The sequence below is a fragment of the Pseudomonas sp. B16120 genome (assembly GCF_044218845.1).
Taxonomy (GTDB): Bacteria; Pseudomonadota; Gammaproteobacteria; order Pseudomonadales; family Pseudomonadaceae; genus Aquipseudomonas; species Aquipseudomonas paracarnis.
Window position 1 is genome coordinate 1,712,540 of the sequence record NZ_CP162588.1, and the last position, 25,781, is coordinate 1,738,320.

Here is a 25,781-nt window from a genome sequence, read left to right on the forward strand (position 1 = left end):
GCAAGATCAAGCCTTGTTCAGCGCCTGCGCTGCCGCCAGAACCGCATCAACATGGCCCGGCACTTTCACGCCGCGCCATTCCTGACGCAGGACGCCTTGGCTGTCGATCAGGAAGGTGCTGCGATCCACGCCCAGGTATTCCTTGCCATACAGCTTCTTCAACTTGATTACATCAAACAGCTGGCAGACCGCTTCGTCCTTATCGCTGATCAGCTCGAACGGAAATTCCTGTTTGCCCTTGAAGTTCTCGTGGGACTTCACGCTGTCACGCGACACGCCGAACACTTCGGTGTTGGCGGCCTTGAACGCGGCGTACTGGTCACGAAAACCCTGGCCTTCGGTGGTGCAGCCAGGGGTGCTGTCCTTCGGGTAAAAGTAGATCACCACTTGCTTGCCCTTGAAGGCTGCAAGGCTGAAGGTCTGGCCGCTGGTGGCCTGGGCCTCGAAATCGGCCACGGGTGTGTCGATGGCTACCGGCATAGAGAAGTACTTCCTTACATTGGGTTCTGTGGGCGCCATGGCTCAATCAAGGCGTCGAGGTTCAGGGCATCGGCGAAATCCAGGAACTGGTCGCGCAACCAACTGATCTGTACACCGGCCGGCAAGGTCACGGTAAAGGTGGCATTGAGCATGGTGCCGCCGGTTTGTGGCGCCTGGTAGGTGTCACAGGTCAGGTTTTCCAGCTCGACGTTGTGGTCGATAAAGAACTGGCACAACTCGTTGACGATGTCCGAACGGTAGGCCGAGCTGACATAGGCTACGTAAGGCAGGGCCTGGGGACGGTTTTCCAGGGCAGCGCTGCGTACCACGTTGACGGTGAAATCATGCTTCTTGGCCAGGCCTGGCAGGCCGGTTTCCAGACGCGCCAAGGCATCCCAGGAGCCAGAAATCTGCAGGACCAGCGCACTGCACTCGCCATGGCGGGTGAGGCGGGAGGTCACGACGGCGCAGCGGTTCTCATGGCTGGCGCGGCACAGGACGTTGGTCAGCTCCATGGGGTTGGCGCCGAGGGCACTGATAACAAGGAATTGTTCGCGAACTGTGGGGGTGGACATGCAGCCTTCCTAAAGCGATGAGCGGTCGATACCGTGTGGGCGGTATCGATCAAAGGATCAAGGGTAGCGAAAAGCGTCGCCAAGGGCTAGGAGGTGGCGTTTTCATTGCGTGATCAGCCCGCTTGGGGCGGTGCTTTGGCCTAATGATGGCATTGCCCGTCGTTTAGTTGCGCCAGAACGCATCCTCACGCGGTACTTCGCTTGTACAAGCATCTTGGCGCCAGTACCATTACGGCTCTCTTTTTCCGGCAGGAGCGGTTGCATGATTGCGGGCAGTATGGTGGCACTGGTCACACCCATGGATGCACAAGGTCGTCTCGACTGGGACAGCCTGGGCAAACTGGTGGACTTCCACCTGCAAGAGGGCACCAACGCCATTGTGGCGGTCGGCACCACAGGTGAATCGGCCACCCTTGATGTGGAAGAACACATCCAGGTGATCGAATTCGTGGTCAAGCGCGTAGCGGGCCGCATTGCCGTGATCGCCGGTACGGGCGCCAACTCGACGCGTGAAGCGATCGAGCTGACCAAGAACGCCAAGAAGGCCGGCGCCGACGCTTGCCTGCTGGTGACTCCGTACTACAACAAGCCGACCCAGGAAGGCTTGTACCAGCACTTCAAAGCCATCGCCGAAGCCGTGCAGATCCCGCAGATCCTCTACAACGTACCGGGTCGCACCGCGTGCGACATGAAGGCCGAGACCGTGATCCGCCTGTCCACCGTGCCGAACATCATCGGCATCAAGGAAGCCACCGGCGACCTGCAGCGCGCCAAGGACATCCTGGCCGGCGTGAGCAGCGACTTCCTGGTGTATTCCGGTGACGACGCCACCGCTGTCGAGCTGATCCTGCTGGGTGGCAAGGGCAACATCTCCGTGACCGCCAACGTGGCCCCGCGCGCCATGAGCGATATGTGTGCCGCCGCCATCGCGGGCGATGCAGCCACCGCGCGTGCGATCCACGAGAAGCTGATGCCGCTCAACAAGACACTGTTTATCGAATCCAATCCTATTCCCGTGAAGTGGGCGCTGTTTGAGATGGGCCTGATGCCGGACGGTATCCGTCTGCCGCTCACCCGCCTCAGCGAAGCCTGTCACGAACCGCTGCGACAGGCCCTGCGCCAGTCCGGCGTCCTGGTTTAATTGAGGAAGCACTACGCATGAAGCGATTGGCCGGACTTTCCGCACTTGCCTTGATTATCTCCAGCACCAGTGGCTGCGGTTGGGTATGGGGCCCGGAAGGCTACTTCCGTGACCGCGGCAGCGATTACCTGGAAGCGCAAGCAACCAAACCGATGCAACTGCCGCCTGATGTCAATGTCGCCAAGCGCCTTGACCCGCTGCTGCCGATTCCACGCAACGTTGCCGACGACACGGTCAAGGGTGAGTACGTAGTGCCACGCCCACAGCCGATTATGTCCGTGGCCGATGCCAGCGACTACAGCCTGCAAAAAAGCGGCGACAATCGTTGGATCGTGGCTCAGCGTCCGCCTGCCGAGGTCTGGCCGGTGGCGGTGCAGTTCTTCCAGGACAACGGTTTTAGCATCGACCAGCAACGCCCGCAGACCGGTGAGTTCACCACCGCGTGGCAGCAAGGTCGCGAGCTGTCCGCCAACATGGCCCAGCGCCTGCTGGCGGGCGGTGTTGCCGCCGACAGCGAAGCTCGTGTGCGTGTGCGCATCGAGCCAGGCGTGCAGCGCAACACCAGCGAAATCTATGTGGTCAGCGCCGAGCGTCCTGCAGGCAGCACAGCCAACGTCGATTTCACTCCACGTTCGGTCAACACGGGTGTTGACGCCGCGCTGGTCGACGAAATGCTCGCCAGCATGAGCCGTATTTCCGAGAAGGGCGGTTCCGTATCCTTGCTCGCCGCCCGTGATTACGACACCCCTAGCCGCGTCAGCCTCACCGAAGACGGCAGTGGCAACGTCGTGCTGAACCTGGGTGAAGACCTCGACCGTGCCTGGGCCAGTGTTGGCCGCGCGTTGGAGCAGGGCCCTTGGCGCGTTGAAGACATCAACCGCAGCCTGGGCCTGTACTACATCAACGTGGCTGAAAAGGCTGAGAAGAAGGACGACGAGCCAGGTTTCTTCGGCAAATTGTTCGGCAGCGCGCCGACCAAGGAAGAGATCGAAACCCGTGCCGAGCGTTATCAGGTTCGTTTGAGCAAGGTGGGCGAAAGCGTGCAAGTCACCGTCGAGAAGAACATCAACACCGTCGCGCCAGCTGAAACAGCGCGCAAAGTGTTGGGGGTGATTCAAGACAACCTGGGCTGATCCGATGCGTTTTGCCGTTCTCGGCAGCGGTAGCCAAGGGAACGGTACGCTGGTCGCCCACGATGACACGTATGTGCTGGTCGATTGTGGTTTCTCGTTAAGAGAAACCGAGCGACGCCTGCTGCGCCTCGGTGTTCACCCGGCGCAGTTGAGCGCGATTCTAGTGACCCACGAACATGCCGACCACGTGCATGGCGTGGGTTTACTGTCTCGGCGCTACAATCTGCCGGTGTACATGAGCCGCGGCACGTTGCGCGGGATGCGCAAACCCATCGAGCCGGCAGGTTTTCTGGCTGGTGGCGAGCAACTGCAAATCGGTGCCCTGAGCATCAATGTCGTCGCGGTTGCCCACGATGCCCAGGAGCCGACGCAATACGTATTCAGTGACGGTGAGCGGCGCTTCGGTGTGCTCACCGACCTGGGTTCTTATTGCGCCAAGGTGCTGGAGGGTTACCGGGACCTCGATGCCTTGATGATCGAGTCCAACCACTGCCGAGACCTGCTGGCACGCGGTCATTACCCTTACTTTCTCAAGCAACGGGTGGGCGGCGAGCTGGGACATTTGAACAACCACCAGGCCGCATACCTGGTGTACGAGTTGGGCTGGCAAGACCTGCAACATCTGGTCCTGGCTCACCTCAGCAGCAAGAACAACCTGCCGACGCTTGCCCGGCAATGTTTTGTCGACACCCTAGGGTGCGACCCGGACTGGCTGCAACTGGCCGATCAAGATTCAGGGCTCGACTGGCGACACATCGCCTAGCCCACCTTACTCAAAGCGGAGCCCATCATGGAAAAACGTGAAGAACTCTACCGCGGTAAAGCCAAGTCGGTGTACAAGACCGACGACGCCAACCGCCTGATCCTGCTGTTTCGCAACGACACCTCGGCGTTCGACGGCAAGCGCATCGAACAACTGGATCGCAAAGGCATGGTGAACAACAAGTTCAACGCCTTCATCATGCAGAAGCTCGAAGCGGCCGGTATCCCGACCCAATTCGACAAACTGCTGGGCGACAACGAGTGCCTGGTCAAGAAGCTCGACATGATCCCGGTGGAATGCGTCGTGCGCAACTACGCCGCCGGCAGCCTGGTCAAGCGCTTGGGCGTGGAAGAGGGCCTCAAGCTCAACCCTTACACGTTCGAACTGTTCTTGAAGGACGACGCCAAGGGCGACCCGTTCATCAACGAATCCCACGTCGTGGCGTTCGGCTGGGGCACCGCTGAGCAACTGGCGCGCATGAAGGAGTTGTCCCTCAAGGTCAACGACGTGCTGACCAAGCTGTTCGACGACGCCGGCCTGTTGCTGGTGGACTTCAAGCTCGAATTCGGCGTATTCCACGACGGCTCCATCGTCCTGGGCGACGAATTCAGCCCGGACGGCTGCCGCCTGTGGGACAAGGACACCAAGAAGAAGATGGACAAAGACCGCTTCCGCCAAGGCCTCGGTGACGTGATCGAAGCCTACGAAGAAGTCGCCAATCGTCTCGGCGTACCGCTGTAATCGACGCAAGCATCTGATAGCACGGAAAAAAATCACCTTTGGGGTTTGCTTCCGCGAAACACACTGTTATGATGCGCGCCGTTGGAGAGATGCCAGAGTGGCCGAATGGGACGGATTCGAAATCCGTTGTACCTTCACCGGTACCTAGGGTTCGAATCCCTATCTCTCCGCCATTACATAGAAAAAGTCCCGCAGCTGAATAAGCTGCGGGGCTTTTTCATTTCCAGTCTTTATCAGCGACTGCTTCAGGGATATTTTCCAGTCCTGCCTAACGCTGATCAAGGCGCTCAGACGCTTTGCGATAAGCCTGATCACGCTCACGTTTATCAACGGCGACCACGAACACCGCAATTTCCTGATCGATCACTTGATACACCAGCCTGTACCCGCTACTACGCAGTTTGATCTTGTAGCAGTCAGGCAGGCGATGTAGGCGATTAGCCTCAATACGTGGGTTGTTCAGGATTTCGACCAGCTTCTTTTTGAGTTGCTGACGGAGGGTGTCACCGAGCTTTTGTCATTCTTTCAATGCACGCGCATCAAAATCAAGGCTATAGGTCATCCAAAGAAACCCTTACGCGTTGAGGCGAAGCAAGACGCTCACGTACGGTCGCCATCAAGGCTTCATCCTCTTCAGTCATCAGCACAGGCTTAAATGGCAACTGGCCGCGCTCGGCAACATATTGCAACGCCTGGCGTATCAGTTCGGAAGGGGTGACACCAAGTTTCTCCAGCTCCAGGTAGGCGCGAGCTTTCAGGTCGTCATCGATACGAATGTTGATAGATGCCAAGGGATAGCTCCTTGTGTAATGACGATGGTCATTACATTGGAGCAATCGGGTTTCATTGGCAAGTTTGTCTGGACATACGGCAGTCGCTCTCATCTGTTGATCCTACTTTTTGGCCGTCGGCTTTGCCGGGCGCTTTTTATCGGTTTCTTTCACCGTTTCCCTTGGTCTTTTCTTCGCCTCTTGCTCGGTTACGTATTCACCTGTGACCGCATCGCGATATCTCGTTGGCATATCAGCACCCTTGACAGTGTGTCGCCACGGCGGCGACTTTTTGAGACTAGCTCGCAGGCTTATGCACACAAGGTTCCCGGTGGAGATTCTGGTTACCAAGCTTTGCCGAAACAGGTGCTTACGTTGTGCAGGTTCGGCAGTTTTCGTGCAGGGTTGCGTTGGCTGGGGTTACATCATGAATAAGATCACCGCTGATTCTACCGAAGGGCATGCACGCAAAATCTTTTGCGTAGCCGATGATGTCGGCACCGAAGAAACCCTTATAAACGCCACCGAAACCCTCTCATCCGCCCTTCAATCCGCCTACCAATGCGCCGAAGATCCAGTCAGCACGCAGTCGCCCGTGATCATGGCCCTGGCTCAATTGATCGAGAACGCGCAAGCCTTGGTGGATGCTGTCCTTGAGCGTGATTTCCCCACGGCCAAATAAATACCTGCTCCCTGAAACGAAAAAAGCCTGCTGAGCTCAATGCTCAGCAGGCTTTTTTGCGCCTACAACCCGGTCAGGCTGGCTGCGCCACCAGGCTATTACTCACCTTGCGTCCCAACACCAGCACGGTCGCAAATCCGAAACCCACCAACACCGTGGCCAGGCTCAACAACACCGAGCTGCCCATCTGGTCGACGATCCGCCCGCCAAAGAACGAGCCCAGGGCAATGATCACCTGAAACAGCGCCACAAACAGCGGCATGCCGCGTTCTACATCCTTGGGCGCCACGACGAACATCCAGATGCTCGCGCAGGCCGGGAAAGCCCCGAAGGCGAAGCCCCACAGGGCGATCAGCATCGCCGCGCCGGTCATGCCGGTGGCGAAGTAGGGGAACAGCGCGGTGCTGGTGCCGATCATCAGTGCGACCAGCAACAGGGTGTTGCGTACGCTGCGGTTGGCGGCAAAGCCGGCGAAGATATTGCCCAGCACCCCAGCCACGCCATACAGCAACAACAGCGAGCCAATCGTCGGTCCGTCGAAGCCGGAGCTGTGTTTAAAGAACGGTGCGACATAGGTGTATGCGGCAAAGTGTGCGAGACCGATCAGCAGCACGGCGATCAACCCGACCCGTGCTTGTGGGTTGATAAACAAAGCCGGCAGGTCACGGATCTGAATGGCTTTCTCCGGGGTGAGTCGCGGCAGCAGGAAGATCTGCGCCAGCAGTACCGGAATGCCCACCAACGCCGTGACCAGGAAGGTCATGCGCCAGCCCATCAGGCCGCTGAGCCATGTACCTACCGGTACGCCCAACACGGTGGCCAGGGTTACGCCCATCATGATGATCGAGGTGGCTTTCGCAACCCCCACGCCTTTGGGCGCCAGCCGCCCGCTGAGGGCAATGGCGGTGGCCCAGAAGCCGCCGATGCTGATGCCGAGCAATACGCGGCCGAACAGCAGCAGGCTGAAATCGGTGGCAAAGGCCACCACCGAGTTGGCGATGATCATCACCAGTGTCAGGCCAATCAGCAGGTAGCGACGGTCCATGGCGCCAATGCTGACCGACAGAAACGGCGCGGCGAGGGCGGCCATGATGCCGGGTAATGTGACCATCAATCCGGCGTGACCGGCACTGATACCCAGGTCGCTGGCGACGTCGTTGAGTACGCCCACCGGCAGGAATTCACTGGTCACCAGGGCAAAGGCACCCACGGCGACCGAAAGAATCGCCAGCCACTGCTGTTTGACGCTTTGTTGATTATGTTCGGGAAGGCCGTTAGAGGCCTGGCTCGCGCTTGGCATGGTGTGGGATTCCAAGGTGAAAGTCGCCTGAGGTCAGACGCAGGAGAGGGAAGCTGGGGCGATTATAGGAATCAGTGTTGGCAATCGAGCAGGCGCTCGTTTCGATAGTAATCATCAGTGCTATCGATGTGAGGTTTTTGAAGAGTCCTCACTCAGCATCACAAACGAAAAAGCCCGAAGTTGAGTCAGCTCCGAGCTTTTCCGGTTATGACGATGTTTAAGGTGCAGGGGGGGAGTTTTATTTTAGCTAGCCAGCGCGTTCAGTACATGTACCGGGTCGTTATGGATAGCTTTCAACAACGCCTTTGCCGGCCCAGTAGGTTCGCGACGACCCTGCTCCCAGTTGCGCAACGTACCGAGCTGAACGTCAATCAGCGCTGCGAATTTAGCCTGGGTCAGCCCTGTTGCCTTACGGATCTCTTTAACTCGCATTGAGTCGACATGAAATTCACGGGATGGCTCCCGTTCTCCGCGCAGGATCTCGTTCATCTCTTGAACGCTTTCCATCAATTCATCAAAAAGTCGGCTCATAGCTATCTCCAGTGCTCAATCGCAGCCTTCAGTGACTTGCGTTCGTCGGCGCTCAAGTCTGCTGTTCATTTTTGGGATAGATCATCAGTAAAACAATCTGTGATGCCGAGGCGAAGTGCTAATAGATCACACGTGCCCCGCCTCGTTTACCATGGCTCTTGGCTGCTACTCGTATTTTGCGGATACCGCCCGTACCCTCAATCACATCGCCTGCAGCGGGATTCACTACAAGCACGTTCTGAAAGGCCGTGTAGGCATCTTCGTCGATCAATTCTTTAACGCGACGTGTGAAGACCGATGTCTCAATGAAAATCATCGCTAATGTACGCCATTGGCTTAGTTCGCTGCAATCCTAGCCGTGCGCGCTTCGGTGCGCATCCGGTGAGTTGTAACTGCTTTTTGGCGCACTCGGATGCGGCCAATTATGTTCTGGCCAACCGCTCCAAAAGGCACTCAATAAACACCCCCTCCGCCCGACTCATCTTCTGCTCCCGGTTCCAAAGCACGTGAATATCCACATCCGCAATGCCCTCATCCGGCGGCAGCCGCCAGAGCAGCCCGTTCTGCACATCTTCGGCCACTACATGCACTGGCAGGCATCCCAGGCCATACCCGGCAATCACCAGGCGCCGCACTTCTTCCAGGCTGGATGACGACGCCACAATCCGCCCGCCGAACCCTTGCTGATCACGGAAAATAGTCAGCGGCGAGAGCATCCCGCCAATCTGGTCGCTGGTAAAGCTCACGAAATTTTCCGATTGCAGATCCCCTTCGACCAACCCTGTGCGTCCGAACAATGGGTGGTGTTTCCCACAAAAAAACGCATAACGCTGACGCAGAAACAGATGCTGTTCCAGGCGCGGTTGTGGCCGGCGGTTGAGGCTGAGCCCCAGGGTCGCGGTTTTTTCCAGCAGCGCGGCAACAATGTCGGAGCTGCGCATCACTTCGACCTCCAGGTCTACCCGTGGGTGCTCGCGATGAAAGCCTGCGAGAAAGTCATCGAAAGTGTCGGAATTAATCCGGCTGATCATCAGCAAGCGCACTTTGCCGATCACTTCATCACCCGGCTTTTGCAGGGCGTTGCTCATCTGCGAAACCTGGCCGTACATCTCCCCGGCAATGGCGAAGATCTGTTCACCCGCCTCGGTGAGTACGAAGCGCGGGCCACGGCGCAGGATGAGCTGGCAATCCAGCTGTTCTTCCAGGCGCTTGAGCGCCTGGCTGATCGCCGGTTGCGTCAGATGCAGGCGGGCAGCAGCGCGGCTGATGCTCAGTTCCTGGCCGATCACGCGGAAGGTGCGCAGCAGGTTCCAGTCCAGGCGGTCGTTGAGCAGGGGGTGAATATCGCGGCGGGATTCGGGCATGGCATCGCTCGATAATAAGCAGTTTTTATAATTAAGATAATAAATAGAAAATTGACTAATCATAGCCCCAGGCCGAAAAATCGGGCTTAACGAGCGCCACCAGAGCGCACTGGTTTGATCTTCTCCTGCCAAAAAAATAACCAAAGGAGCCAGCCCCATGAAGCCTTCTGCTTCGCCGCAGCCTCGCCGTGCCGCGGCCGCCGCCTTTATCGGCACCATGATCGAGTGGTACGACTTTTACATCTATGCCACCGCCGCCGCGCTGGTGTTCGGTCAGCTGTTCTTCCCTTCCGACGATAAACTGTTCAGCACCATGGCCGCCTTCGGCACCTTCGCCGTGGGCTTTTTCGCACGGCCGTTGGGCGGCATCGTGTTTGGCCATATCGGCGACCGCATCGGGCGCAAGAAGTCCCTGGTGATTACCCTCGTGATGATGGGCGTGGTGACGGTGTGCATCGGCCTGTTACCGACCTATGCGCAGATCGGCGCTGCCGCGCCAGTGCTGCTGATACTGTTGCGAGTGGTGCAGGGCATTGCGGTCGGCGGCGAGTGGGGTGGGGCGGTGTTGATGGCCGGGGAACATGCGCCAAAGGGGCGACGTAACTTCTTTGCATCTTTCGCGCAGTTGGGCAGCCCGGCCGGTTTGATTCTGTCCTTGCTGGCGTTCAGCGCCGTCACTCGTCTGCCGGAAGAAGACCTGCTCAGTTGGGGCTGGCGCCTGCCGTTCCTGGCCAGCGCCTTACTGCTAGTGGTCGGCCTGGCGATTCGCCTGGGTGTGAACGAGTCGCCGGAGTTCCTTGAAGACAAGGCCCTGGCGGAAAAGGCCCGAGCTATTAAAAAGGACCAAGCCCCCGTCCTCGAAGTGCTGAAGACCGCTTGGCGCCCGCTATTGCTGTGCATTGGCGCCAATACGTTGGGGATTGCCGGCGTGTATTTCACTAACACGTTCATGATTGCCTACAGCACTCAGCAATTGGACCTACCGCGATCGCTGATCCTGGAATGCCTGTTCTTCGTTGCCATTATCCAGTTCTGCGTTCAGCCATTGGCCGCCTGGGTGGCGGAGAAGGTCGGCGCTACGCGGTTCCTGTGCGCCATGTGTGTACTGGCAATGGCTTCGCCGTATCCGATGTTCGTCTTGGTCAGCAGCGGCCAGGCGCCCTTGATCATCCTCGGCATTGCCTTGGCGGTGGTGTGCATGGCGTCGTTCTACGCCGTCATCGCAGGTTTTGTCAGCGGCCTGTTTGAAACCCGTGTGCGCTACACCGCGATTTCCCTCGCCTACCAGGTATGCGGCGCGTTGGTCGGTGGTTTGACGCCGCTGATCGGCACCTGGCTGGCTCATCAATACCTTGGCCAATGGTGGCCGATGGCAGTGTTTTACAGCGTGATCGCGGCGGTCTCGTTGGTGTGCGTGCTGGCCTTGTCCCGCCGCCACGCCACGGCTCACCGCCTGGAAATGGCACACAGTTGAGGGAGTCAGTAATGTTGAAGATTAATGGCGAGCGCCTGTGGCATAGCCTGATGGACATGGCCGAGATCGGCGCGACGGCACGCGGTGGCAGCTGCCGTCTGGCATTGAGCGCTGAAGACAAGGCCGGTCGTGAGCTGTTCAGCCACTGGTGTACAGCCGCTGGCCTGACGTTGAGCGTGGACGCTATTGGCAACCTGTTCGCCCGCCGCGGCGGCACCGATAAGGACGCAGCCCCTGTGATGATGGGCAGCCACCTGGATACCCAGCCCGAAGGTGGACGCTTCGATGGGGTGTACGGCGTGTTGGCTGGCCTGGAGGTGATCCGCAGCCTTGACGACCACGGCATCCAGACACGCAAGCCATTGGAAATTGCAGTGTGGACCAACGAGGAGGGCGCCCGTTTCACCCCGGCCATGCTGGGCTCGGCGGTGTTCACCGGCACGCTCGCCCTGGACAAGGCACTGGCAACCGCCGATGTAGACGGTATCAGCGTGAACGAGGCGTTGCGCACCATCGGCTACAACGGTGAGCGCCCGTTGGGTGGCGCAGTAGATGCGTATTTCGAGGCGCATATCGAGCAAGGCCCGATCCTGGAAGACAACGCCAACAGCATCGGCGTAGTCACCGGTGGTCAAGCGATTCGCTGGCTTGATGTACGGGTCGAAGGCATGGCCGCGCACGCCGGGACCACGCCGATGCCGTTGCGTAAAGATGCGCTGTACGGCGCGGCGAAAATGATCCAGGCCCTGGAAAATCTCGCTGCCGATTTTGCCCCGCAGGGCCTCACCACTGTGGGTGAACTGAGCATCGCCAAGTCGTCGCGCAACACTATTCCCGGCTTGCTCAATTTTACCGTCGACCTGCGCCATCACCGCGACGCCGACATCGACGCCATGGAGCAGCAAGTGCGTGCACGCCTGCAGGCTATCGCTGACCACCGTGGCCTGAGCGTCACCATCACGCCTCACTGGATCAGCCCGGCCACGCCGTTCGACGCCGAATGCGTGGCTTGCGTGCAGGCTGCGGTGGACGGCTTGGGCTACAGCCAGCAGACCATCGTCAGCGGTGCCGGCCACGATGCGATTCACCTGGCGCGCTATTGTCCCACCGCCATGATCTTCATCCCCTGCGTTGGCGGCCTCAGCCACAATGAAGCCGAAGATGTCTTGCCCGACGATGTGCGCCAGGGCACCGATGTATTGCTTAACGCCGTCTTGAAACGCGCCGGGCATGTTCATTTCTAAAGGCCGACGCCGCACCCCTGTGGGAGCTGGCTTGCCTGCGATAGCGGACTGTCAGAGAACAATGTACTGCCTGATTCACCGCTATCGCAGGCAAGTCAGCTCCCACAGGTTTTGTGTTTATTCAGGAGCAACTCATGAAGGCGTTTTTCCACCCCGAACAACTCCTGCATCACCCACGTAGTTACTACTCCCGCGGCCAGATGCGCACGCCCCAGGAGGTTCCCGAGCGCGCGCGCAACCTGTTGCTGGCTGCGCAAACCCTGGGCTTCGATATCCAGCAACCGGCCGACTACGGTCTGGATCCGTTGCTCGCCGTGCACGGCGGCGACTACCTGGCTTTTCTTCAAGAAGCTCACCAGCGCTGGAAAGAAATCCCCGAAGACTGGGGCGACGAAGTCATGTCCAACATCTTCGTGCGTGAACCCAATGCCTTGCGCGGCATCCTGGCCCAGGCGGCACGCTACCTGGCCGATGGCAGTTGCCCCATCGGTGAGTTGACCTGGCGCTCGGCTTATTGGTCAGCCCAAAGCGCCATCGCCGCAGCGGGAGACATCCTCGATGGCGCCCCTGCCGCCTACGCCTTGTGCCGGCCCCCGGGCCATCACGCCCGCTTCGACGCGGCCGGTGGCTTCTGTTACATCAACAATGCGGCCGTGGCTGCGCAAGCACTGCGCCAAGGTTTCCAGCGTGTCGCCGTGCTCGATACCGATATGCATCACGGCCAAGGCATCCAGGAAATTTTCTACGACCGCGACGACGTGCTGTATGTGTCGATCCACGGCGACCCGACCAACTTCTATCCTGGCGTGGCAGGCTTTGCCGAGGAAAAAGGCGGTGGCGCCGGCGAGGGGTATAACCTCAACCTGCCGATGCCCCATGGTGCCAGCGAAGCGGTGTTCTTCGAAAAGCTGGAGCAGGCCCTGGCAGCGGTGAAGGACTTTTCGGCGGATGTGCTGGTGTTGTCACTGGGCTTCGATATCTACGAGCTGGACCCACAAAGCAAAGTCGCGGTGACGCGGGAAGGCTTTGCGCGGTTGGGAGCCCGCATCCGCGCGCTGGGGTTACCCTGCGTGATCGTGCAGGAAGGCGGGTATCACTTGGAAACGTTGGACAGTAATGCCCAGGCGTTTTTCGGTGCACCAACGGCGTGGAACGCGCTATCAGGCCCTTCGCTAAAGGGTGATTGAACGCTAAAAGCCTGCTGATCAGTTTTCAGCAGGCTTTTCAGCCCTTGTCGGGTGTTCGTTCTCATCTGCATGCAACAACGCCGTGTAGTCTTGCCCGCCGTAAAACACCCCCACTATCGATACCGTTTTGAAGTCAGGCTTCACCCTGAACGCAATAATGGTGCTGCTACGATAGTGAGTGATGCGCAATTCTTTCAGCAGGTTGTCACGGTGCATGCCGCGCAAGGGAAACAGGGCAAGGCTTTCGCAGTAGCTGACAAGATTGTCGATAAAACGCACCGCTACAAGAGGGGAGCCCACATCGCTGATGTAGTCTTCGAGGGCATCGAGCTGCGCCAAGACCTCGGGCGAAAAAACTACCGAGTAGCTCACGCTTGCCCTGTGCCTTTGCCCCGTCGTCTGGCGGCCATATGTTCGCGGACCTGTTCTGGCGATAACCCAAGCTCAGGCTTCGCCTCAAGGGCGGTCGCTGCTGGGATGACTTCGTCTCTGAGCCAATCTTCCATGGCACGATCACGCGCCAGCAACGCCCGCAGGCCATCGCGAATCACTTCACTTTCGCTGGCATATTCGCCAGCAGCCACCTTGGCTTTGACCATGGCAGCCATTTCAAGGGGCAAGGTGATGCTCATTTGCTGGGTTGAGCGCATGGGGTTATCCGCCAGGGTTGAGTACGATTCAATCCTACTCGACCATTGGCGCGATGCAAGAAGCAACTGATCGATGCCGATGCCCGGCGCCTCGTCGTCCATCCAGAAGGGGTAGGTTTCCATGAGTTGCTACGTCTCCAGTTGTGTAGGTCAGGCCCCAAGTATTGACCCGTTTTGGCGATCGCGTGGCCGTACGCGGCCGATAACTTGCTGATATGTATGACTTCATATGTGTAACAGGATGATCTCGGCAAACCGTCTCGGCATACATGGCGTCCCACCGGCTCCCATACGATAATGCTTGTCACCTCGACCACCTTTGGCCAGCCTCCCGTGATCATCAACTTCGACCTCAACGACCTCCAAGCCTTCCGCGCCGTGGTGGACAAGGGCAGTTTTCGTGGCGCTGCCGAGGCCATCCGTATCTCGCAACCGGCCCTCAGCCGGCGTATCGAAAAGCTCGAATCCGCGCTGGATGTAAAGCTGTTCGAACGCACCACGCGGCGGGTCAGCCTGACCATGGTCGGGCGTGCGTTTTTGCCCCAGGTGGAGCGAATGCTCGATGATCTGGACATCGCCTTGATGGGCATCAGCAACGTCGCGTCCACACGCATGGGCAACGTCACCATCGCCTGCGTGCCGTCTACCGCGTACTACTTCATGCCCCACGTGATCTCCGAATTCCATAAGCTGTACCCGAAGATTCGCCTGCGGGTGTTGGATGCCAGTGCCGGCGAGGTGTGCAATGCGGTGGCCAGCGGCGAGGCGGACTTTGGTGTGAGTTTCAGCGGCAGCCTGGCCGATGAGGTGGAATTCGAGTTGCTGTTGCAGGAGCGCTATGTGTTGGCCTGTCGGCGTGACCACCCGTTGGCTGAGCGTGACAGCGTGAGCTGGACCGAGGCCTATGAGCATGACTACATCGAGGTGGATAAGACGTCGGGCAACCGCTTCCTGCTCGACCAGGCCCTGCGAGGGGTGCGGGTGAAAAAGCCGAGTATCTGCGAGACGCACCACGTGACCACGATGATCGGGCTGGTGGAGGCAGGGTTGGGCGTAGCGATGGTGCCGTCGATTGCGATGCCGGCGCACACTCACCCGATTCTGGTCAGTGTGCCGCTGGTGGAGCCCCAGGTGCTGCGCAATGTGGGCTTGATCAAGCGCCGCGGGCGGACATTGCCACCGGCGGCGCTGGAGTTGGAGCGGTTGGTGCGGGAGATGCCGTTCCGGTCAGCGTGACACCGAGTCCAGGCCGGTGGATTGCACCTCTGGCTGGGCCTCGGGCGATGCCATGAACTGCAACAGCGCCTTGGCCTGCTCCGGGTGTTCGGCGTTCACCGGAATGCCCGCGGCAAAGCGCGTCACCGACTGCACGTCTTCCGGTATCTTGCCCACAAACGTTACACCCTTGACTGGCAACAGCTCCGCCACTTGTTGCAAGCCGACCTCGTAATCGCCCTTGGCCACCTGCTCGCCCACCGGCACGCGTTCGATCATGGTGCCCTTGGCCGGCATGCCGAGTTTCTTGAACAATTGCTTCTCGACATACACGCCGCTGGCGCTATCCGAATAGGCCACCGACTTGGCTTGGCTCAGCACAGCCTTGAGCTCGGCGTCGGTATTGATCGAAGGTTTGGCCGCACCTTCCTTCACCACCAGGCCGATCCGCGAGTCCGCCAATTCCACGCGGGAGGCGGGGTCGACTTTGCCTTGTTTGATCAATTCGTCCAGGGCATAGCCGACCATGATCACCACATCGGCGTGCTCGCCACGGGCCAGGCGGTTGGGAATCGCTTCCGGCGCCTTGCCCATGGACGGGCCAAGAATGGTCTCGAGGGTGTCACCACTTTGCTTGGCGTATTGCGGGCCGAGCAACTTATACGCGGCGGTGAAGCCGCCCGAGGTCATGACTTTGAGTTGCTCAGCCTGGGCGGCCAGCGCCAGGGTGCCGAGGACGACAGCGGTGAGGGTCTTGAACAGCGGCTTCATTGCGCGGCCTCCTGCAGGACTTGGCCACGGGTATTGGCGCGGCGATACAACGCCAGGGTCGAACACAATGCACACAGCGCGGCAAAGATCATCCAATACGCAGGTGAAGCCTTGTCTTCAGTGATGTGAATGAACCAGGTGGAGATCGCCGGGGTAAAGCCACCGAACACTGCTGTCGCCAGGCTGTAGGCCAGGGAAAAACCCGCCACACGCACTTCCACCGGCATGATTTCAGTCAACGCCGGGATCATCGCGCCGTTATACATGCCATACAGGAACGAGAACCACAGCAGGGTTTCCAGCATGTGCGCAAAGCTTGGTGCGTTGACCACGTAGGACAATGCCGGATAAGCCGTAAGGACAGTCAGCACTGTCATGGCAATCAGCACCGGTTTGCGGCCGAAGCGGTCGCTTAACGTGCCGCCGATTGGCAGCCAGAAGAAGTTCGAAATCGCGACCAGCAAGGTCACCAGCAGGGCGTCCGAGGTGCTCAGGTGCAACACGGTTTTGCCGAAGGTCGGTGCGTACACAGTGATCAGGTAGAACGCGGTGGTGGTCATGGCCACCATCAGCATGCCGCCGATGACCACGGTCCAGTTCTTCACCAGGGTCGCCATCACTTCACGCATGGTCGGGCGATGCTTGCGGTTGGCGAACTCTTCGGTTTCCTGCAGGTTGCGACGCAACACGAAGATAAACGGAATGATCACGCAACCGACGGCAAACGGAATACGCCAGCCCCAATCGGCCACCACCGCAGGTTCCATCCACACGTTCAGGCCATAACCCAGGGCCGCGGCGACGACGATGGAGATCTGTTGGCTGCCCGACTGCCAGCTGGTGTAGAAGCCTTTACGGCCCGGCGTAGCCATTTCGGACAGGTACACCGACACGCCACCCAGCTCCGCGCCGGCCGAGAAGCCTTGCAGGAGGCGCCCCAACAGCACCAGAAACGGTGCCCATAGGCCGATGGTCTGATAACTGGGCACCAGTACGATCAGCAGCGTACCGCTGGCCATGATCGACAAGGTCACGATCAAGCCTTTGCGACGGCCCACGTCGTCGATGTAGGCACCCAGAATGATCGCGCCCAATGGACGCATCAGGAAGCCAGCGCCGAACACGGCGAAGGTCATCATTAATGACGCAAACTCATTAGCGGCCGGGAAGAACGCGGCAGCGATATAGGTGGCATAGAAACCGAACAGAAAGAAGTCGAACTGTTCGAGGAAGTTGCCCGAAGTAACGCGCAATACAGCGCCTACTTTGGAGGGGGCAGCCGCAGGCCGGGAAGGGGTCGTCATGGTTTTGTGTCTCCAGCGTTCTTTTTAAAGTGCTTGTTTCGCTTAAGACTTTGGATATTGGCTGACACATTTAGAAATGATAAGTGACTAATTTGGATGAATTGATGCGTATTTGCTATCAATCTGGGCCGGCTTCAAAACAGCCTGCTGTGTTCTATGCTTGAAGCTGTATCCAATTCTTATGGGCGCAGACCTTTATGGGGAACGAACAGAAGCAGCACCACGAGCCGGAGCGTGAAGAGCATCGGCAGAAGCCTGAAGAAGAAAAGCCGCAAACCTGGAAGCATCCGGACGACGGCACCGAGCTTTCCGAGCGTGACCAGGAGCGTCCGCTCAAACCCTGAGTAACAGGTCAAACGCGGTCAAATTGTGGGAGCGGGCTTGCCCGCGAAGGCGGTGTGTCAGTCAACCAATATGTGACTGACCCACTGCATCGCGGCCAGGCCCCCTCCCACATGTCTATGTGCTCACGCTCATTGGCGGGAAATCATTTGACATATTTGATTTGTGATCACATATTGAGGCCATAACAACCACAACACAGGTTTTGCCTCATGACCGATGGTCCGCTCCTCCTGCCCACCTTGCGTCAGGTGTCCCGCGATACCCTGCAAGACCAGGTCTACCGCCAGATCCGCGAAGCGCTGATGAGTGGCCGTTTCCAGCCTGGCCAGAAACTCACCATCCGTGGCCTCGCCGAAGCGCTCGGCTCCAGCCCCATGCCGGTACGTGAAGCGTTGCAACGCCTGAGCGCCGAAAACGCCTTTGAAGTCACCGAAACTTCCCGCCTGCGAGTGCGTTTGATGACCGCCGAACGCTTGCGTGAAATTCGCGACACGCGGGTAGCCCTTGAAGGCTTGCTGGCGGAAAAAGCCGTGCTGCTCCTGCAAAAACACGACCTCGACGAAATCACCGATCTGTGCAACCAGATGCAACACGCCGCCGATGAGGTCGACGTATCCCGCTACCTGTGGACCAACTTCGCCTTTCACCGTCGCATTTATGCAGTGGCCCAGGCCGAATTGACCATGGCAGCGGTGGAGAATTTCTGGCTGCACATGGGGCCGTGTTTTGCCCTGGTCGCCCCCGATAAAGCCCACCTGCAACGTTCGATGGAAGCGCATACGCGCATCGTTGAAGCCCTGGCTGCCCGCGATGGCGCCGGCGCGCGGGCAGCGGTGACCGACGACATCATGCAGGCCGCCGATTCCCTGGCGCGCTTGCTCGTCAAAAACGACCGTGCGCGGTCGTCTGTATCAGGAGGTAAACGTGCATGAGTGTCCTACAACGGCTACAGCCTTATCCTGGGTTACGTGTGTTGATTTCCGGCGGGGCTGCCGGCATTGGTGAAGTGTTGGCCGCGGCCTATATGGAAGCCGGCGCCCAAGTGCATGTGTGTGATGTGAGCGAGCCGGCGCTGGCGGCGTTTCGGGATAAATACCCTGGCAGCGTCGCGACCCGCGCCGATGTCAGCGATGCCGCGCAGGTCGAGGCGGTATTCAAGGTGCAGCGCGAGCAGTTCGGCGGTTTGGACGTATTGGTCAACAATGCCGGAATTGCGGGGCCTACGGGAGGTATCGACACCATCAGCGACGCCGAGTGGCAAGCCACCATCAACATCAATCTCACGGCCCAATACCGCTTTGCCCACCACGCAGTACCGCTGCTCAAGGAATCGTCCCACGGCCATTTGCTGCATATCGCCTCGGTGGCGGGGCGGCTAGGCTACGCGTGGCGTACGCCCTATGCGGCGACCAAATGGGCCATTGTCGGCCTGATGAAATCCTTGGCTTCGGAGTTGGGCGAGAGCGACATCCGCGTCAACGCCTTGCTGCCCGGCATTGTCGAAGGCCCGCGCATGGACGGTGTGATCCGCGCCCGCGCTGAGCAACTCGGCGTGCCCGAAGCTCAGATGCGCCAGGAATACCTCAACAAGATCTCCCTCAAGCGCATGGTCACCGCCGAAGACGTGGCTGCCATGGCCTTGTTCCTCTGTTCGCCCGCCGCACGCAACGTGACCGGCCAGGCGATCAGTGTCGACGGTAACGTCGAGTACCTGTAAGCCACGCAAGCACATATCGCGCTGCACCCAGGATTTTTTTCATAAGAATAAAAGTCGGAGAATCGTCATGCCCAAAAATCGCCCTGTCATCATTACCTGTGCTGTTACCGGCGCCATTCATACGCCGTCGATGTCACCGCATTTGCCCATCACCGCGCAGCAAATCGCCGACGCAGCCATCGGCGCCGCCCAAGCTGGCGCGGCCATTGTGCACTTGCATGCCCGTGACCCGATTGATGGGCGCCCTAGCCAGGACCCGGCGCTGTTCGCCGAATTTTTGCCGCAGATCAAGGCGGCCAGTGACGTGGTGATCAACATCACCACCGGCGGCGCGCCGACTATGGGCGTGGAGGAGCGCCTGCAACCGGTGATGCAGTTCAAGCCGGAATTGGCCTCGTTGAACATGGGGTCGATGAATTTCGGGCTGTACGAAATGCTCAACCGCTTTACCGAGTTCCAGCACGATTGGGAACGCCCGTATCTGGAAGAGAGCGACGACCGGATCTTTCGCAACACCTTCCGCGACATTGCCCACATCCTCAATGCCTGTGCCGATAACCGCACCCGCTTTGAAATCGAGTGCTACGACATCGGCCACCTCTACACCGCCGCGCATTTCCTGGAACGCGGCCTGCTCAAACCACCGCTGTTTATCCAGTCGGTGTTTGGTCTGCGTGGCGGCATCGGTGGGCACCCGGAAGACCTGGCGCACATGCGGCGCACTGCCGACCGCCTGTTTGGCGATGACTACGTGTGGTCGATCCTCGGTGCCGGGCGTGGGCAGATCCCGCTGGCGACCATGGGCCTGTCCATGGGCAGCAACGCACGGGTGGGCCTGGAGGATTCGTTGTGGGACGGGCCGGGCAAGCTGGCGGCTTCGAATGCCGACCAGGTACGGCGCATTCGCACGGTGATCGAGGCTCTCGGCCACCGCGTCGCCACGCCCGATGAAGCGCGGGAAATCCTCGGGCTCAAGGGGCGTGACCAGGTCAATTTCTGATCCCGTTTATTTATCGACAAAAAGGCCGCGTCATGACGTGGCCGACATTCCCGCACAACAACAATAAGGGGATCACACCATGCGTATCGAAGTGCCCAAGCACGTCAAGACCGGTTCACCCCGTGAACCGCAGGCCCTCAACAGACTGATGTTTGCCAAGTTGATGCCACTGTTGATCATTGCCTACATTCTGAGCTTTCTGGATCGCACCAACATCGCCCTGGCCAAGCATCACCTGGACGTCGACCTGGGTATTTCTGCCGCCGCCTACGGGTTGGGCGCCGGACTGTTTTTCCTGACCTATGCACTGTCAGAAATCCCCAGCAACCTGATCATGCACAAGGTTGGAGCGCGGTTCTGGATCGCCCGCATCATGGTGACCTGGGGCCTGATCTCTGCGGCGATGGCGTTTGTGCAGGGCGAAACGTCGTTCTACGTATTGCGCCTGCTGCTGGGTATTGCCGAAGCCGGTTTATTTCCCGGTGTCATGCTGTACCTGACCTACTGGTTCAACCGCGAACAGCGGGCGCGCGCCACCGGGTATTTCCTGCTGGGCGTGTGCTTTGCCAACATCATCGGTGGCCCTGTGGGCGCGGCTTTGATGCGTATGGACGGTATGCTCGGCTGGCACGGCTGGCAGTGGATGTTCCTACTCGAAGGCCTGCCCGCCGTGGCGTTTGCCTGGGTGGTGTGGCGCAAGTTGCCGGACCGTCCGAGCAAGGCGCCGTGGCTGTCGGCCGAAGAAGCACGCGGTATTGAACAGCGTATCGCCCAGGAAACCGAGGAAGGTGCGGGGGCGGGCGGCCATGCGTTGAAAAACTGGCTGACGCCGCAAATCCTGCTGGCGATCTTTGTGTATTTTTGCCATCAGATCACCCTCTACACCGTGATCTTTTTCTTGCCGAGCATCATCAGCAAATACGGCGAGTTGAGCACCATGAGTGTCGGCCTGCTGACCTCGTTGCCGTGGATCGCGGCGGCACTGGGTGCGGTATTGATCCCGCGTTTTGCGACCACGCCCGGGCGTTGCCGCCGGCTGCTGGTCACTGGGTTGCTGACCATGGCATTGGGGCTGGGCATTGCGTCGGTGTCGGGGCCGGTGTTCAGCCTGTTGGGTTTTTGCCTGTCTGCAGTGATGTTTTTTGTGGTGCAGTCGATCGTGTTTCTCTACCCGGCCTCGCGCCTCAAAGGCGTGGCCTTGGCGGGAGGGCTGGGGTTTGTGAATGCGTGCGGGTTGTTGGGCGGCTTTGTCGGGCCGTCGGTGATGGGCGCCATTGAGATGAGCACGGGCAATGCCATGAACGGCTTGAAAGTCATTGCCGTGGTGTTGGTGGTGGCTGCGTTGTCGGCTTTACGCCTGCGCCAGGGCCAGGAAGCGTCTCACACCAGCAACGAAGTGGGGAATCCGGAAGCCAGCACCAGGTAAACCAGCACCGCCGCCAGGCACAAGCCGACAAATGCGCGCAGCAGTGTCCTGGCGGTGGGGTGCACAATGAATTTGATGGCCCAGAGCAAAGCCCCGCTGAGCAGGACGCTTAAGGCGAAAATGACCAGCACAAGGGGGTACCTGCAACCTTCAAGACCTGATTTATAGTCCCAAACCCGTTTATTGAACAGTGCGCACATAGACGCAGCCCCGCAGCCTTCCTAAACTGCCGCTTGTCTTGGGCAAAGGGGCAGGCGCCGATGAATCGCAATGAATTACGCAAGGCCGACATCAACTTGATGGTGGTCTTCGAAGCACTGATGCTCGAGCGCAATGTGACGCGGGTGGCGGAGAAGCTGTTTCTCGGCCAACCGACCATCAGCTCGGCCCTCAACCGCCTGCGTACCCTGTTCAACGACCCACTGTTTATTCGTGTCGGCCATCGCATGGAGCCTACGGCGCGCGCCGAGGAGATCATCCAGCACCTGTCGCCAGCCCTGGACTCGCTGTCTTCGGCCCTGAGCCTGACCCATGATTTCGACCCGTCCATCAGCACCATGACTTTCCGCATCGGTCTGTCCGATGACGTGGAGTTCGGCCTGCTGCCACCCTTGCTGCGCGCCTTGCGCCAGGAGGCGCCGCAGGTGGTGTTTGTGGTGCAGCATGTGGATTACTGGCGCATTCCGGACCTGTTGGCTTCCGGCGATATTACCGTCGGCATCACCCAGACCCGCGGGCTGCCGGCCAATGCCAAGCGTAAGCTGTTGCGGCACATCCGCCCGTGCCTGCTGCGCGCCGATGCCTCGGACACACCGCTGACCCTCGACGAATATTGCGCACGGCCCCATGTGCTGGTGTCCCACACCGCCAACGTCGCCGGGTTTGCCGATGAGTGGCTGGCCGAGGTGGGCCGCAAACGCCATGTAGTGCTCTCGGTGCCGCAATACAGCTCGTTGCCGGCCTTGCTTGCCGGCACCGACATGATCGCCAGCCTGCCCGATTACACCGCCCAGGCCATGGCTGCCAGCGGGAACCTGTTCTGCGAGCCGTTCCCGTTCGAAACCCCGACTCTGGATTTGTCGATGGTGTGGCTCAGCCATGTCGACACCGACCCGGCGGAGCGCTGGATGCGCTCGCGGCTGGAGGCATTCATGAGTGATAGAGGGCTGGTGGCCAAGGCTTGAGGTGTTTTTCCGTGGTATATAGCTTGGCATCTTCCTACAAAAAACTCGGAGAAAAGCATGCCGCACCTGCACTTGGAACACACCGCCAACCTGACGCAACTGGACATCGACAAGGCCCTGTTGCGCCTTAACCATGCGTTGGTGGCCTCCGGTCAGTTCGGCGCCGAGTTCGACATCAAGAGCCGTGCGGTGGCGGTCGAGCGATTTCGGGTCGGCACTGGCCTGGGTGAGCGCGGTTTTGTCGCGGTGCGTCTGGCGTTATTGAGCGGGCGTTCACCGCAGATCAAGAAGCAGCTATCAGAAAGCCTGCTGGCGGTGCTTCAGGACCTGGGCCCGTGGCCCGAAGGTGTGCAGGTACAACTGAGTGTCGAGCTGCTGGATATTGATCGCGATTCCTACAGCAAAATCGCCATCGGCTGACTTCCACCATCGCCATCCAATTACAAAAGGCCCTGATCCGCACACACCTTCACCACTTGCTCCCGAAACCAGGTATTGGCGCTGTCCTGCCCACTGGTTTCGTTCCACTGCATATCCAGGGTGAACCCCGGCAAACCGTTAGGTGCTTCGCAAACACCGAATGCCGGCGCCGGTGCCAGTAACTTTTGCACGCGGCGGGGCAGGGTGACGATGAAGTCGGTGCCGGCAATCATCTTCAATGCCGCGCTGTAGCTGTTGGCCCGTGCAATCACCTGACGCTTGCGCGCCTGGCGCGCAAGCCAGCCGTCGATCATGTTGGTGTCGGAGGTCCAGGGTGTGGGGAATACGTGGCGCCGCTCAACGAAGGACTGCAGGCTGAACGCCTGTTCCCTCGGCGCTGAGCGTTGGTCGCACACGCAGACCAAGTCGTCCTCCAACAGCATCTGGGTCTTGAAGTCTTTGTGAGCGCGGTGAAAGTGCGGGCCGAAACAGATCACCAGGTCCAGGCGACCCTCACGCAGGTCGTCGGCGGGGATGTCGGTTTCCAGCTTCTGCACGTTGACGATCACCGGCAGGTCGGCATGGTCGAAACGCTTCAACAGGCGCGGCAGAATCAGCTGCTCGAAATATTCCGGCGCACACACATTGAAGGTCACGGCCTGTTGGGTCGGATCAAAAGCCTGGCCACCGGCATGGCACAGGTTGATGCTTTCCAGAATCTTCTGCACATGCTCGTACATGGTGGTGGCCTTGTACGTAGGACGCATGCCTGCGCGGGTGTTGATAAACAGCTCATCTTCAAAGCTGGTGCGCAGCTTCTTCAGGCTATAGCTCACGGTGGACTGGCTGACGAACAGCGTTTCAGACACCTCGGTAACGCTGCTCTGGTCGTAGACGGCGATAAACACCATCAAATCCTGCATATCGAGCTTTCTGAGCAAGTTACTGTTTAGCATCGGTTTCGTCCGTAAACCCTTTGTACCGAACTCAGTACAAGACTGAGCAAAATGTTAACGGAACGCTCGTACCAATAGAAAGCTCTGTAGGACCTTTCAATGTTTTGTGTGGGACAAAAAATGTTTTTAATACGACGTCAGCGGATATGGCGTGCGTAATGCGCCGGGTTGAAACGCATGACGATCAGCAGCATCAGCCCGCTCACTGCCATCAATGACCACCAGGCCCATTCGAAGCTGCCCAACTGGTCGCGGATCATGCCGGCGATCAGCGGCGACAGGCCGGCGATCAGATAACCGATGCCCTGCACAAACGCGGTAAGGCCACCGGCACGGCGCGGGTTGTCGAGGTGGTCCAGGGACAGGATCAGGCTCATCGGGAACAGGCCGCCAATCCCCAGGCCTAGCAGGCAGGGCCACAACAGGCTCCAATGTTGCGGGCTGAGGATTAGGCCGCAGAAACCCAGGATGATCAGCACCAGCAGCACCGCCACCAAGCCGCGTTTATCCTGGCGGCGGTTGGCGATGGCCGGTGTGACCAGGCCGGAGATCACTTCCATGGCAGTCAAGAAACCCAGCAGCAAACCGGCATTTTGTTCACTCCAACCCTGCTCGACGTAGTACGGCGCCAGCCATGCCAGCACACAGGTGTAGGACGCGGTGCCGAGGCCAAAAAAGATCGCCAGCAACCAGGCACGGCGATTGCTGAAAAAAGCCTCCTGGGGGCCCGAACCGGCGTGGGGTAAGGGCGGCAGGGCCGAACGCTGCGCATACCAGAACACTAGGGCCAAAAACGCCAGCAGTGCCCAGATCGCCAGGCCGATACGCCAGCTGCCGGTCTGGGTTTGCACCAACGGCGAGAACGAAGCAGCCAGGGCCGCGCCGCCCATGATCGCGGTGACATACAGGCCCATGAATAACGAAACATTGGCGCTGAAACGCGACTTGATCAGCGCCGGCATCAACGCCTGGATCAGCGCAATGCCGACACCCGCCGCAATGGCACTCGCGATCAGCTCCAGTGCCGAATCCAGGAACAACCGCGACACAGTCGCCAGCCCAATCACCAGCAACGACACCACAATGCTGCGATGCTCGCCCACGCGCTTGGCCAGGCCCATGCCAAAGAACATCGCCAGGCCCATGGCCATGACTGGCAACATGGTCAGTAAGGCGGCGGTGCTGAAACTTAGCGGCACATCCGCACGAATCGACGCCAATAACGGCCCCACGGCCGCCATCGACGGACGCAAATTGAGGGCGACGAGCACCACGCTGATCATCAGCCATAGTGCGCAGGTGGATTTTGCCTGAACGTTTTCCATGGGCCTGCCTTGAATGCACAAGGGCGAATCAGGCCATGGAGTGTGTAGCGGGGCAAATCAGAAAGTCGCAGGGGCTATTGAAA

Annotated in this window: 28 protein-coding genes, 1 tRNA gene and 2 pseudogenes; 17 read left to right on the forward strand and 14 right to left on the reverse strand. The window is 59.3% G+C overall.

The features are described from left to right. Positions 1 to 6: 6 nt before the first annotated feature. Positions 7 to 480 (reverse strand): peroxiredoxin, encoded by a 474-nt coding sequence (locus AB4P90_RS08150; RefSeq protein ID WP_014717367.1) that lies wholly within the window; start codon positions 478 to 480, stop codon positions 7 to 9. Between the two features lie 14 nt (positions 481 to 494). Continuing rightward, positions 495 to 1,055, reverse strand: coding sequence for a glycine cleavage system protein R (locus AB4P90_RS08155; protein WP_003189463.1), 561 nt, complete (start codon positions 1,053 to 1,055; stop codon positions 495 to 497). A gap of 262 nt (positions 1,056 to 1,317) precedes the next feature. On the opposite strand from AB4P90_RS08155, the gene dapA reads away from it, so the two are divergent. The 5 genes from dapA (at position 1,318) to AB4P90_RS08180 (ending at position 5,006) form a co-directional block, all read left to right on the forward strand. Next, complete coding sequence (dapA, locus tag AB4P90_RS08160; protein ID WP_014717368.1) at positions 1,318 to 2,196, forward strand: 4-hydroxy-tetrahydrodipicolinate synthase; 879 nt, start codon at positions 1,318 to 1,320, stop codon at positions 2,194 to 2,196. Positions 2,197 to 2,213: 17 nt separating this feature from the next. Further along, positions 2,214 to 3,329, forward strand: coding sequence for an outer membrane protein assembly factor BamC (gene bamC, locus AB4P90_RS08165; protein WP_395605794.1), 1,116 nt, complete (start codon positions 2,214 to 2,216; stop codon positions 3,327 to 3,329). Between the two features lie 4 nt (positions 3,330 to 3,333). Continuing rightward, on the forward strand, positions 3,334 to 4,092 hold the full coding sequence (locus AB4P90_RS08170; protein ID WP_014717370.1) for an MBL fold metallo-hydrolase: 759 nt from the start codon (positions 3,334 to 3,336) through the stop codon (positions 4,090 to 4,092). Positions 4,093 to 4,119: 27 nt separating this feature from the next. Continuing rightward, positions 4,120 to 4,833, forward strand: a complete 714-nt coding sequence (gene purC / locus AB4P90_RS08175; protein WP_005786030.1) for a phosphoribosylaminoimidazolesuccinocarboxamide synthase — start codon at positions 4,120 to 4,122, stop codon at positions 4,831 to 4,833. An 83-nt stretch (positions 4,834 to 4,916) separates the two neighbouring features. Continuing rightward, positions 4,917 to 5,006, forward strand: a tRNA-Ser gene (locus AB4P90_RS08180). A gap of 95 nt (positions 5,007 to 5,101) precedes the next feature. On the opposite strand, the pseudogene AB4P90_RS08185 reads toward AB4P90_RS08180, so the two are convergent. Next, a pseudogene (locus AB4P90_RS08185) lies at positions 5,102 to 5,395 on the reverse strand (type II toxin-antitoxin system RelE/ParE family toxin). Next, complete coding sequence (locus tag AB4P90_RS08190; protein WP_014717442.1) at positions 5,385 to 5,624, reverse strand: type II toxin-antitoxin system RelB/DinJ family antitoxin; 240 nt, start codon at positions 5,622 to 5,624, stop codon at positions 5,385 to 5,387. Before AB4P90_RS08190 ends, AB4P90_RS08185 begins: the two are co-directional and overlap by 11 nt. 406 nt (positions 5,625 to 6,030) lie before the next feature. Here AB4P90_RS08190 and AB4P90_RS08195 point away from each other — a divergent pair, with 406 nt between their 5' ends. Beyond that, positions 6,031 to 6,285, forward strand: a complete 255-nt coding sequence (locus tag AB4P90_RS08195) for a DUF6124 family protein (RefSeq protein ID WP_019818461.1) — start codon at positions 6,031 to 6,033, stop codon at positions 6,283 to 6,285. 73 nt (positions 6,286 to 6,358) lie between these two features. Here the strand turns inward: AB4P90_RS08195 and AB4P90_RS08200 are convergent, their stop codons facing one another. The 4 genes and pseudogenes from AB4P90_RS08200 to AB4P90_RS08215 all read right to left on the reverse strand — a co-directional run bounded on the left by AB4P90_RS08200 (position 6,359) and on the right by AB4P90_RS08215 (position 9,480). Continuing rightward, complete coding sequence (locus AB4P90_RS08200) at positions 6,359 to 7,585, reverse strand: MFS transporter (protein WP_014717445.1); 1,227 nt, start codon at positions 7,583 to 7,585, stop codon at positions 6,359 to 6,361. 243 nt (positions 7,586 to 7,828) lie between these two features. Next, complete coding sequence (nadS, locus tag AB4P90_RS08205; RefSeq protein ID WP_014717446.1) at positions 7,829 to 8,116, reverse strand: NadS family protein; 288 nt, start codon at positions 8,114 to 8,116, stop codon at positions 7,829 to 7,831. A 2-nt stretch (positions 8,117 to 8,118) separates the two neighbouring features. Further along, positions 8,119 to 8,432: pseudogene (locus AB4P90_RS08210) on the reverse strand (type II toxin-antitoxin system RelE/ParE family toxin). 106 nt (positions 8,433 to 8,538) lie between these two features. Next, entirely contained in the window at positions 8,539 to 9,480 is a 942-nt protein-coding gene (locus AB4P90_RS08215) for a LysR family transcriptional regulator (protein ID WP_014717448.1), read from the reverse strand. A gap of 157 nt (positions 9,481 to 9,637) precedes the next feature. Here AB4P90_RS08215 and AB4P90_RS08220 point away from each other — a divergent pair, with 157 nt between their 5' ends. From AB4P90_RS08220 to AB4P90_RS08230, 3 genes are all read left to right on the forward strand, one after another. Further along, entirely contained in the window at positions 9,638 to 10,954 is a 1,317-nt protein-coding gene (locus AB4P90_RS08220) for an MFS transporter (RefSeq protein WP_395605795.1), read from the forward strand. An 11-nt stretch (positions 10,955 to 10,965) separates the two neighbouring features. Continuing rightward, positions 10,966 to 12,198, forward strand: coding sequence for a Zn-dependent hydrolase (locus tag AB4P90_RS08225; RefSeq protein WP_019818457.1), 1,233 nt, complete (start codon positions 10,966 to 10,968; stop codon positions 12,196 to 12,198). Between the two features lie 134 nt (positions 12,199 to 12,332). Continuing rightward, positions 12,333 to 13,385, forward strand: coding sequence for a histone deacetylase family protein (locus AB4P90_RS08230; protein ID WP_073843545.1), 1,053 nt, complete (start codon positions 12,333 to 12,335; stop codon positions 13,383 to 13,385). 18 nt (positions 13,386 to 13,403) lie between these two features. Here the strand turns inward: AB4P90_RS08230 and AB4P90_RS08235 are convergent, their stop codons facing one another. Both AB4P90_RS08235 and AB4P90_RS08240 read right to left on the reverse strand, forming a co-directional pair. After that, on the reverse strand, positions 13,404 to 13,757 hold the full coding sequence (locus AB4P90_RS08235) for a type II toxin-antitoxin system RelE/ParE family toxin (RefSeq protein WP_020301043.1): 354 nt from the start codon (positions 13,755 to 13,757) through the stop codon (positions 13,404 to 13,406). After that, positions 13,754 to 14,158 (reverse strand): type II toxin-antitoxin system ParD family antitoxin, encoded by a 405-nt coding sequence (locus AB4P90_RS08240; RefSeq protein WP_081088297.1) that lies wholly within the window; start codon positions 14,156 to 14,158, stop codon positions 13,754 to 13,756. Before AB4P90_RS08240 ends, AB4P90_RS08235 begins: the two co-directional genes overlap by 4 nt. Positions 14,159 to 14,368: 210 nt before the next feature. On the opposite strand from AB4P90_RS08240, the gene AB4P90_RS08245 reads away from it, so the two are divergent. After that, complete coding sequence (locus AB4P90_RS08245; RefSeq protein WP_020301045.1) at positions 14,369 to 15,271, forward strand: LysR family transcriptional regulator; 903 nt, start codon at positions 14,369 to 14,371, stop codon at positions 15,269 to 15,271. Here the strand turns inward: AB4P90_RS08245 and AB4P90_RS08250 are convergent. Then, positions 15,263 to 16,021: a substrate-binding domain-containing protein gene (locus AB4P90_RS08250; protein ID WP_032903168.1), complete on the reverse strand. Its 759-nt coding sequence runs from the start codon at positions 16,019 to 16,021 to the stop codon at positions 15,263 to 15,265. The two genes, AB4P90_RS08245 and AB4P90_RS08250, sit on opposite strands and share 9 nt — an antisense overlap. Further along, complete coding sequence (locus tag AB4P90_RS08255) at positions 16,018 to 17,325, reverse strand: MFS transporter (RefSeq protein ID WP_014717456.1); 1,308 nt, start codon at positions 17,323 to 17,325, stop codon at positions 16,018 to 16,020. The genes AB4P90_RS08250 and AB4P90_RS08255 overlap by 4 nt, the downstream gene beginning before the upstream one ends. A gap of 197 nt (positions 17,326 to 17,522) precedes the next feature. Here AB4P90_RS08255 and AB4P90_RS08260 point away from each other — a divergent pair, with 197 nt between their 5' ends. The 7 genes from AB4P90_RS08260 to AB4P90_RS08290 all read left to right on the forward strand — a co-directional run bounded on the left by AB4P90_RS08260 (position 17,523) and on the right by AB4P90_RS08290 (position 23,417). Then, positions 17,523 to 17,669: a hypothetical protein gene (locus AB4P90_RS08260; protein ID WP_014717457.1), complete on the forward strand. Its 147-nt coding sequence runs from the start codon at positions 17,523 to 17,525 to the stop codon at positions 17,667 to 17,669. Between the two features lie 210 nt (positions 17,670 to 17,879). Then, the gene (locus tag AB4P90_RS08265; protein ID WP_014717458.1) at positions 17,880 to 18,602 is read left to right on the forward strand and encodes a GntR family transcriptional regulator; all 723 of its coding nucleotides are present in this window, start codon (positions 17,880 to 17,882) and stop codon (positions 18,600 to 18,602) included. Then, complete coding sequence (locus AB4P90_RS08270) at positions 18,599 to 19,387, forward strand: SDR family oxidoreductase (RefSeq protein ID WP_014717459.1); 789 nt, start codon at positions 18,599 to 18,601, stop codon at positions 19,385 to 19,387. Before AB4P90_RS08265 ends, AB4P90_RS08270 begins: the two co-directional genes overlap by 4 nt. A 67-nt stretch (positions 19,388 to 19,454) precedes the next feature. Further along, the gene (locus AB4P90_RS08275; protein ID WP_019818448.1) at positions 19,455 to 20,387 is read left to right on the forward strand and encodes a 3-keto-5-aminohexanoate cleavage protein; all 933 of its coding nucleotides are present in this window, start codon (positions 19,455 to 19,457) and stop codon (positions 20,385 to 20,387) included. Positions 20,388 to 20,466: 79 nt separating this feature from the next. Beyond that, a complete protein-coding gene (locus AB4P90_RS08280) occupies positions 20,467 to 21,813 on the forward strand; it encodes an MFS transporter (protein WP_014717461.1) in 1,347 nt (448 codons plus the stop codon). Positions 21,814 to 22,073: 260 nt separating this feature from the next. Then, positions 22,074 to 22,997 carry a LysR substrate-binding domain-containing protein gene (locus AB4P90_RS08285; protein WP_014717462.1) on the forward strand — a complete coding sequence of 308 codons (924 nt, stop codon included), beginning with the start codon at positions 22,074 to 22,076 and terminating at the stop codon, positions 22,995 to 22,997. A gap of 57 nt (positions 22,998 to 23,054) precedes the next feature. Beyond that, positions 23,055 to 23,417, forward strand: a complete 363-nt coding sequence (locus AB4P90_RS08290) for a 5-carboxymethyl-2-hydroxymuconate Delta-isomerase (RefSeq protein ID WP_014717463.1) — start codon at positions 23,055 to 23,057, stop codon at positions 23,415 to 23,417. Between the two features lie 20 nt (positions 23,418 to 23,437). Here the strand turns inward: AB4P90_RS08290 and AB4P90_RS08295 are convergent, their stop codons facing one another. Both AB4P90_RS08295 and AB4P90_RS08300 read right to left on the reverse strand, forming a co-directional pair. Next, positions 23,438 to 24,373: a LysR family transcriptional regulator gene (locus AB4P90_RS08295; protein ID WP_014717464.1), complete on the reverse strand. Its 936-nt coding sequence runs from the start codon at positions 24,371 to 24,373 to the stop codon at positions 23,438 to 23,440. 137 nt (positions 24,374 to 24,510) lie between these two features. Then, complete coding sequence (locus tag AB4P90_RS08300; protein ID WP_395605796.1) at positions 24,511 to 25,698, reverse strand: cyanate transporter; 1,188 nt, start codon at positions 25,696 to 25,698, stop codon at positions 24,511 to 24,513. Between the last annotated feature and the right edge of the window lie 83 nt (positions 25,699 to 25,781).

What these genes read in the sequence shown, in the direction of transcription:
- AB4P90_RS08150 (WP_014717367.1), bottom strand. Translation starts at nt 480, where the DNA reads ATGCCGGTAGCCATCGACACACCCGTGGCCGATTTCGAGGCCCAGGCC.
- AB4P90_RS08155 (WP_003189463.1), bottom strand. Translation starts at nt 1,055, where the DNA reads ATGTCCACCCCCACAGTTCGCGAACAATTCCTTGTTATCAGTGCCCTC.
- dapA (WP_014717368.1), top strand. Translation starts at nt 1,318, where the DNA reads ATGATTGCGGGCAGTATGGTGGCACTGGTCACACCCATGGATGCACAA.
- bamC (WP_395605794.1), top strand. Translation starts at nt 2,214, where the DNA reads ATGAAGCGATTGGCCGGACTTTCCGCACTTGCCTTGATTATCTCCAGC.
- AB4P90_RS08170 (WP_014717370.1), top strand. Translation starts at nt 3,334, where the DNA reads ATGCGTTTTGCCGTTCTCGGCAGCGGTAGCCAAGGGAACGGTACGCTG.
- purC (WP_005786030.1), top strand. Translation starts at nt 4,120, where the DNA reads ATGGAAAAACGTGAAGAACTCTACCGCGGTAAAGCCAAGTCGGTGTAC.
- AB4P90_RS08195 (WP_019818461.1), top strand. Translation starts at nt 6,031, where the DNA reads ATGAATAAGATCACCGCTGATTCTACCGAAGGGCATGCACGCAAAATC.
- AB4P90_RS08200 (WP_014717445.1), bottom strand. Translation starts at nt 7,585, where the DNA reads ATGCCAAGCGCGAGCCAGGCCTCTAACGGCCTTCCCGAACATAATCAA.
- nadS (WP_014717446.1), bottom strand. Translation starts at nt 8,116, where the DNA reads ATGAGCCGACTTTTTGATGAATTGATGGAAAGCGTTCAAGAGATGAAC.
- AB4P90_RS08215 (WP_014717448.1), bottom strand. Translation starts at nt 9,480, where the DNA reads ATGCCCGAATCCCGCCGCGATATTCACCCCCTGCTCAACGACCGCCTG.
- AB4P90_RS08220 (WP_395605795.1), top strand. Translation starts at nt 9,638, where the DNA reads ATGAAGCCTTCTGCTTCGCCGCAGCCTCGCCGTGCCGCGGCCGCCGCC.
- AB4P90_RS08225 (WP_019818457.1), top strand. Translation starts at nt 10,966, where the DNA reads ATGTTGAAGATTAATGGCGAGCGCCTGTGGCATAGCCTGATGGACATG.
- AB4P90_RS08230 (WP_073843545.1), top strand. Translation starts at nt 12,333, where the DNA reads ATGAAGGCGTTTTTCCACCCCGAACAACTCCTGCATCACCCACGTAGT.
- AB4P90_RS08240 (WP_081088297.1), bottom strand. Translation starts at nt 14,158, where the DNA reads ATGGAAACCTACCCCTTCTGGATGGACGACGAGGCGCCGGGCATCGGC.
- AB4P90_RS08250 (WP_032903168.1), bottom strand. Translation starts at nt 16,021, where the DNA reads ATGAAGCCGCTGTTCAAGACCCTCACCGCTGTCGTCCTCGGCACCCTG.
- AB4P90_RS08255 (WP_014717456.1), bottom strand. Translation starts at nt 17,325, where the DNA reads ATGACGACCCCTTCCCGGCCTGCGGCTGCCCCCTCCAAAGTAGGCGCT.
- AB4P90_RS08260 (WP_014717457.1), top strand. Translation starts at nt 17,523, where the DNA reads ATGGGGAACGAACAGAAGCAGCACCACGAGCCGGAGCGTGAAGAGCAT.
- AB4P90_RS08265 (WP_014717458.1), top strand. Translation starts at nt 17,880, where the DNA reads ATGACCGATGGTCCGCTCCTCCTGCCCACCTTGCGTCAGGTGTCCCGC.
- AB4P90_RS08270 (WP_014717459.1), top strand. Translation starts at nt 18,599, where the DNA reads ATGAGTGTCCTACAACGGCTACAGCCTTATCCTGGGTTACGTGTGTTG.
- AB4P90_RS08275 (WP_019818448.1), top strand. Translation starts at nt 19,455, where the DNA reads ATGCCCAAAAATCGCCCTGTCATCATTACCTGTGCTGTTACCGGCGCC.
- AB4P90_RS08280 (WP_014717461.1), top strand. Translation starts at nt 20,467, where the DNA reads ATGCGTATCGAAGTGCCCAAGCACGTCAAGACCGGTTCACCCCGTGAA.
- AB4P90_RS08285 (WP_014717462.1), top strand. Translation starts at nt 22,074, where the DNA reads ATGAATCGCAATGAATTACGCAAGGCCGACATCAACTTGATGGTGGTC.
- AB4P90_RS08290 (WP_014717463.1), top strand. Translation starts at nt 23,055, where the DNA reads ATGCCGCACCTGCACTTGGAACACACCGCCAACCTGACGCAACTGGAC.
- AB4P90_RS08295 (WP_014717464.1), bottom strand. Translation starts at nt 24,373, where the DNA reads ATGCTAAACAGTAACTTGCTCAGAAAGCTCGATATGCAGGATTTGATG.
- AB4P90_RS08300 (WP_395605796.1), bottom strand. Translation starts at nt 25,698, where the DNA reads ATGGAAAACGTTCAGGCAAAATCCACCTGCGCACTATGGCTGATGATC.